The organism is Antribacter sp. NEAU-D49 (assembly GCF_057158775.1).
Genome location: NZ_JBXTSN010000029.1, coordinates 64,530 through 71,786, shown reverse-complemented (window position 1 = coordinate 71,786; position 7,257 = coordinate 64,530). Strand labels below are relative to the sequence as shown.

The window sequence follows — 7,257 nt, the reverse complement described above, 5'->3', positions numbered from 1 at the left end:
GCCGTCTTCTGCGCCACCTTGTGCTGGCTGTTCCACTCGTTCTTGAAGCGCTCCGCGTCCGGGCCCTTCCACGAGACGGACTCGACCTGCGAGGAGACCTGGTTCACGATCTGGTCCACCTCGTCCGCCTTCTGGGTCAGACGCTGACCCAGCTCACGAACCTGCGAGACATTCAGACCCCACATGCCGCCATCAGCCATGATGTACTCCCTCAGTCAGGGCCGCCCCCTGCGGGCGACCGGCTTCCATGACCCGTACTCAACCAGACGCCGGGTCCGTGCGAAATGGGGAGCACTCCCCATTCGTCCTGTTTCGCCTACCGCACCTACTCCGGTAGCGCGACGTGCATCTTGCGCGGCCGGCCGCCGACGATCACGAACCCACGGCCGGCCGGGAAGTCGTTGCGCCGGATCCGGCCGAGACCCACGCCGAGGAGCGTGTCGCCGTCGAGGTCGCCGGGCGTCAGCAGGATGCCCGACCGGCTCGTCTTGAACGGCTGGGCCAGCGTCCAGGCCTGGCTCCACGTCGACGTCTCCGACTCGCCGATCACCAGGTGGTCCGCCCGCACCGCCGCCCGGATGAACCGGTCGAGGGCGTTCTCGGCGCTGCCGTTCGTGAAGTCCGTGACGGCCTCGATGAGCACCGCGAGGCCGCCGGGCGGGAACTTGTCCGCCTCGACCGCGGCCACGAGGTCGTCGAGCAGCTCGACCACGGCGTCCGGGTCGGTCGCGGACGCGTCCCACAGGCCGAGGCCCGAGATGTTCGTCCGCCGCGGCGCCAGGTAGACCACCCGTGTCCCGCCGGCTCGCCGCAACGCCTTCGCGATCGTGACCAGGGCCGTGGTACGTCCGGCGGCCGGGGGGCCGGCCAGCATGATCGCGCCCCGCTCCGGCAGGCCGACCGGGGCGATGTCCAGGTCGTCGAGGCCGAACGCCGGCCGGCCGTCGGCCGCGCGCGCCGGGAGCCCGTCGATCGAGAACTGGTCGGGCAGCCGTTCCACGCCCATGGCGGGCTTGATACCGAGACGGAGCATCGCGTCGCGGAGCTTGCCGATCTCCCGGGCCTGGATGGCCACGTTGGCATCGCCGCCCAGGACCGCGACCTGCACCTCGTTGTCCTCGAGGATGGCGCGCCCGGGGGGCGACGTCACGGAGAGCACGTCACGCGGCACCGACAGCGTCAGGTAGTCGTCCTCGTGGGCGAGACGCAGCACGAGCCGCTTCTGGATGGTGGAGCCCAGCGAGGCCGGCACGGACGTGGCCCGGTCGCCCGCCACCACGACGTGCACGCCGACCTGGCGGCCGTCGGTGGCGATCTGCGAGAACGACGCGAAGACGTTGGCCCCCGGCGACGTCGAGTACTCGTACGTCTCCCGGAAGGCGCCGATGCCGTCGACCAGGAGCAGGATGCGCGGCTCGTCGGGCGCACCTGCCAGCCGGCGGTACTCCGTGATGTCGCCGGCGCTGACGGCGGCGTACCGCACCGCGCGCTCGTCCACCAGCTCGCGGAGCATGCGCATGAGGCGGGCGATGCGCTCCTCGTCCTCGCCCGAGATGACCGCGCCCACGTGCGGCAGGTCCTCGAGCATCCGGAGGCCGTTGGCCCCGCAGTCGATGGCGTACACCTGGACGGGACCACCGCGCGCCGTCAGCGCCGCCGACACGGCGATGGTCCGCAGGGTGGCGCTCTTGCCCGAGCCACCCGTGCCGTAGATCGCCATGTTGCCGTCGCGGTCGGGCTCGTAGAACACGGTGGGCTGCGCCTGGGCGGCCGGGTCGTCGAGCACGCCGAGGAGGAGCTGCACGTCGGAGCGCGGGTTCGGCAGCAGCGCCAGGTCGTACGTGGCGGCGAGCTCCTCGAGCCACGGCTTGCGGGGAGCGGGCACCCGGGCCACGGACGCGGCCTGCGAGATCGTCGAGACCACGCGCGCGATGTCGGTCGGGCCGGGGTCCTGGACCTCGGCGACCTGCGGCGCCGGGATCTCCCAGCGCGTGCCGGTACCGAAGCCCAGCTCCTCCACGTCGATCGGCGGCCGGTCGGGCCGGTCGGTGGTCCAGCCGCCCGCGTAGCCGGTCTGGAACGGCTGGATGCGCCCCGGTCCGGTCTTCACGGCACCGCGGCCCGGGATCGACGGGTCGAAGTGCGCCGCCATCGGCACGCCGAGGATGTCGCTGGAGTCCTCCTCGTCGGCCATGCGCAGGGCAACACGCAGGTTGGTGTTGGCACGGAGGTTGTCCTTGATGACGCCCGCCGGCCGCTGCGTGGCGAGGATCAGGTGCAGGCCGAGCGACCGGCCACGCTGGGCGACGTCCACGACGCCGTCGACGAACTCGGGGACCTCGCTGACCAGGGCGGCGAACTCGTCCACGACGATCAGCAGCGAGGGCGGGGCGTCCGGGTCGCCGGTGCGCTCCAGGGAGGCAAGGTCCTTCGCCTTCTTGAGGTTGAGCAGGTGCTCGCGGTAGCGCAGCTCCGCGCGCAGCGACGTGAGGGCGCGCCGCACCAGGTGGGGCGACAGGTCGGTCACGAGGCCCACCGTGTGGGGCAGCTTGACGCAGTCCGCGAAGGCCGCGCCACCCTTGTAGTCCACGAAGAGGAAGGTCACCCGGTCGGGGCTGTGCGCCGAGGCCATGCCGAGCACCCACGCCTGCAGGAACTCGGACTTTCCGGCACCGGTGGTGCCACCCACGAGCGCGTGCGGGCCCTGGGTGCGCAGGTCGAGGTACAGCGGCTCGACGCCGGAGTGGCCCACCAGCGCCCGGAGGTTCGTGGGGCTCTTGCGCCGCACCCACGGCGACCCGTCGCGGGGCGTGAGCGACCCGTTCTCCTTCCACCGGTCCACGAACACGTTCGGGTCCTGGGCGAGCTGGGTGCCGGTCAGGGCCAGGTAGGACACCGAGCGCGGGAGGTCGGAGTCGTCGTCGACGGGAGCACCGACGTCGACCACCGGGGCCAGGATGCGCGCCACCTCGTGCGCGACGGGGAGGTCCACCGTCTCGCACACCACCGGGAACGTGAGGCGCCCGTAGCGCACCTCGCCCGTCGTCGCGCCGCCCACGCCGCCCGGGCCGCCCGGTGCACCCAGGTGCGTGCCGGCGTCCGACGTCGAGGAGGAGCCGAGCAGGACGAAGGTGCGGCAGGCCGCCGGGAGCTGCTCGACGGTGGGGGCCACCCACAGGACGTGGACGCCCGCGTCCGCGCCGCGCTCCGCGAGGCGGGTGAGCCGCGACCGGTCCACCGGGGCGTCGTCCTCGATGAGCACGACGACGGTGGGCAGCACGGGCGGCGGCGCCGACTGCTCGCGTTCCTTCACCGGGTCCAGGTCGCCGCGCAGCACCGCGTGCTCCTCCAGGTCCGCGCCGCGCGACTCGACGAGGTCCTCGAGGCGGGAGAGGAGCGACAGCGCCGCGCCGGGGTTGTCGGCGAGGTGCGGCCCGTCCAGCGGGCTGTGCGGGGAGCCGGTGTGGGGCAGCCACTCGAGCCACTCCCAGTCGCCGCGGGAGCGCTGCGACGTGAGCCCCGCGACCACGAGCTCTGCCGGGGAGTGCAGGGCGACGAGCTGGAGCAGCATCGCGCGCCCGACGGCGTCCACAGCACCCGGCGGGCCCGCGATGCCGAAGCCGCCGGCCACGCGCAGCCGACCCACGATCGGCACGCCGTCGACGGTGGCGCACTTGGCCTGCAGCTCGTTGACCTGCTCCAGGAACTCGGGCAGCGTGTTGTTCTCCCCGAGATCCTCGATCTGGACGCGCGACGGCGCCGAGCCGACACCCATCCGCACCGTGAGGAACCCGGTGTGCTCCGGCCGGTAGGTCCACATGAGGCCCGACAGCCGGCGCACCGCGTCGACCGCGTCCGCGAGGGACGGCGTCTCCGTGAGCCGGACCGCCCGCTCCACCGCGTGCACGCGCTCGACGGTGGTGTGCATCGCCTTGATCGACGCCTGGAACTGCTCCACCTGGTGCTTGAAGCGCCGCTTCTCGTGTCGGAGCGTGTCCACGTACATCGCGATCATCAGCAGCGGAGTCAGCGCCACGAAGATGAGGGTCAGGGCGTTCTGGGTGACCGCGTAGAGGACCACGCCCATGATGATCGGGGCGACCATGCTGAGCCACGGCAACGGCTGCGACTCGCGGGGCGCCGGCGGCTTGGGCGCCTTGAGCTTGCGGTCGGGGAACCGGGCGACCACGCGCGGGGAGCGGTTGAACTCCACGACGGGCGTGCTGGGCGCCATGCTGCTGGACCGGTGCAGGGCCACCACCGACACGACGGACCCGCCGATGTTCACGGTGTCCGACGACGTCATCATCGCCCGGGCCATCCGCTCGCCGCCCATGACCAGGCCGTTCGCCGAGTCGAGGTCGGCGATCTCGATGGTCTCGCCCACGGTGATGCGCGCGTGCCTCTTCGACACCAGCGGGTCGGAGAGCCGGATGTCCATGCCGCGGTCGCGGCCCAGGTACGACGTGCCGACCGGCAGCGGGAACTCACGTCCGGCGTCCGGGCCCTGGAGCACGCGCAGCACGGCCACGGCCGCGCCGCGGTCGGCGCCCGGCGTCTCGAACTGCTCGGAGACGCGCACGATCGACACGGTGGAGCCGGAGCGCAGGCCGGCCTGCACCAGGTCGCTCGACGGGCTCAGCACGCGGCCCGCGCCGCCGCCCGAGGCGCCGTGCCCGTCAGCGGTGATCTGCAGCGTCAGGTTGGGGGGCGGGGCGGCCCCGCCGCGCGCGGGGTCGCCCGCGAAGAGCGCCTCGGCGACGTCCTGCACGGAGGCGGTGGCGTCGGCAGTGACCGCCACGTTCGCCGCCGTCGCGTCGGGGCGGGTCAGGGTGAGCTTGATGCGCACGTCAGGCGTCGTCCTTCAGGTCGAGGAGGGGCAGGTCGGCGGCGGTCACCAGGCGCGAGGCCACGGCGTACTCGACGAGGCGGGCCCGGCGGTTGGTCGCCAGGGCGCCCACCCCGCCGCGCAGGCCCTTCACGCCGATCCGGTCGAGCTTGTCGCAGACGTTGTCGAGCTTGCGGTTGAAACGGGTGGTGGCCCAGCCCAGCCGCTTCGCTGCGGCGGCCGACGACGGGATCTCGCTCAGGCCCGTGCCCTCACGGCGCAGCATGGGCTCCGCGAGCGCGACGATGAGCTGCTTCTGGCTGGTGGTGAAGCTGATCATGCCGATCGTCGTGGCGCCCGAGCCGTCGTCCTCGGCACGGATCTCGTGGTACGGGGCGTCGTCGAGCTGGGCCATCAGCTCGTACGTGGTGGGCCCGGCGGTGAAGACGATGGAGGTGGTGGGGAAGACCAGGGGCAGGCGGTTGCCGGGCGGCAGCCAGGACTGCACCCCGCCGCCCGAGTCGCACACCGTCGCGGAGATCAGGGAGCCCACGTTGGCGAGCCACCAGATCCCCTCCTCGTGCACCACCTTGAGGAACCGGCGGTGCAGGTACGGGTTGTCGTCGATCGCGAGGTCGCCCTCCCGGCCGATGTCGAACTCGCCGTCCTCCTCCGGACGGAACCACTCACCGCAGAACTCGATCGCGAGACCGCTCACAGCACTCCCCCTACCCCTCGGCGCAGACTGCGTCCCGCTCGGGCGACTGCGCCTTGTTGGGCTTGACCACGACCACCTTGATGCAGGTGGTCCCGCTGCCGTCACGCGGGACGGTGACCGTGGGCTCCTCGACGACCGTCCACGCCTTGACGCCGTTGATGGTGGCCATGGCCCACGCGAACTGGTCCTCCTCGGCCATGCCCTCGGGCGCGGTCCAGGTGAAGACCACCTGCTCGCCCTGGACGGTGCCCTTCGGGTCGACCACTCCCGGGACGATCCCGTCCAGGTTGTCGAGGGGCGCCTCGACGGACTGCGCCGAGGTGGGCTCGTCGCCCGGCTCGCCACCGCCCGCGCTGCTCACGAGGTTCCACACCACGATGCCCGCCACGACGAGCACGGCGGCCCCCGCAAGCAGGGGCCACAGTGCCCGACGGCGGTCGCTCGCCTCCTCCTCGGACGTCGCCCCGGTCTCGGGCTCGGCGGGCCGCGAGGTACGGTGCACCGTCTCCTCGACGGCGGCACCCGGCCAGGCCTGCGAGCCGACGACCGGCACGTCGGAGGACCACGAGCTCCAGCTCGCCGCAGGGGCGGCTCCAGCGCCCGTCCCGGTGACGGTGGCGGGGTGCCCGTTCTGGACCGGGGGCGCGGAGATCCCCGTCAGAGGCCGCGACTGCGGGGGAGCCGGCTGCCCGTGGAGCGCCGACGTCGCGGACGAGCCGGTGACGGCGGGCGGCGCGACCGGAGCGGCAGGCCGCCCGCCGGGGTCGATGGCGACGACCTGGCGCAGGCGTGTGCCGTCCTCGGCCGGCTCCTCCTCCTGCACGTGGCCGGTCTCGTCGAGGATGTCGATGGGGGTCACGTCGCGCGCCAGCTCGACCTGGACCTGCTGGAGGGCGCGGGCGAACGCGAGCATCGTCGGGTAGCGCGAGCTCGGCGACTTGGCCATCGCGGTCGCGAGGACCCGCTCCAGCGCCGGCGGCACGTCCGTGCGGCCGATCCGCGGCAGGGACGCCGTCTCGATGCGCTGCACCAGGTCGGCCGAGGTGTTGGACCCGCCCGGCACCTCGAACGGCGACCGGCCCGCGAGCAGGGTGTAGCAGGTGGCGGCCAGGGCCCACACGTCGGTCGCGATGCCGCTCATGGGCGGGTCGCCGAACGACTCCGGCGGCGACCACGGGATCGACATGCCCTCGGCCGCGGAGGCGGTGTCGACGGTCGACGAGATACCGAAGTCCGTCAGCGCGGGGTGGCCGTACTGGGTGACCAGGATGTTGGCCGGCTTGATGTCACGGTGCAGGATGCCGAGCCGGTGCGCCGTCTCCACGGCGCCGGCGATCTGGATGGTGATCCGGAGCGCCTCGGCGACGGGGAACCGCTCCGACCGGTAGCGCGAGCCCAGGTTGGGGCGCGAGCAGTACTCCATCGCGAGGTACGGGCGCCCGTCGGACGCCACGCCCGCCTCGTACATCGTGACGATCGACGGGTGGTTCGACAGCGTGGCCATGAGGTCGGCCTCGGCGTCGAACGCCGCCCGCTGCGTGTCGCTGGACCACTCCTTGAGCAGCACCTTCACGGCGATCTGGCGTCGCGGACGCTGCTGCTCGTACAGGAAGACGTCCGAGAAACCACCCGAGCCGATCAGCTTGCGGTACTCGAAACCCTCGATCTGCGGCGGCGCTGAGGGCGCGCGCTTGCTGCTCACTCGTCTCCC

The 7,257-nt window shown here is 72.7% G+C and carries 4 protein-coding genes; all 4 read right to left on the bottom strand.

What is annotated here, in order from left to right; all coding sequences use genetic code 11:
• The coding region (locus tag AC060K_RS19030) for a WXG100 family type VII secretion target (RefSeq protein WP_483766917.1) at positions 1-200 on the bottom strand (200 nt) is incomplete at its 3' end.
• A gap of 125 nt (positions 201-325) precedes the next feature.
• Positions 326-4,849: an FtsK/SpoIIIE domain-containing protein gene (locus tag AC060K_RS19025; RefSeq protein ID WP_483766916.1), complete on the bottom strand. Its 4,524-nt coding sequence runs from the start codon at positions 4,847-4,849 to the stop codon at positions 326-328.
• A gap of 1 nt (position 4,850) precedes the next feature.
• Complete coding sequence (locus AC060K_RS19020; protein WP_483766915.1) at positions 4,851-5,546, bottom strand: hypothetical protein; 696 nt, start codon at positions 5,544-5,546, stop codon at positions 4,851-4,853.
• A 10-nt stretch (positions 5,547-5,556) separates the two neighbouring features.
• On the bottom strand, positions 5,557-7,248 hold the full coding sequence (locus AC060K_RS19015) for a serine/threonine-protein kinase (protein WP_483766914.1): 1,692 nt from the start codon (positions 7,246-7,248) through the stop codon (positions 5,557-5,559).
• Between the last annotated feature and the right edge of the window lie 9 nt (positions 7,249-7,257).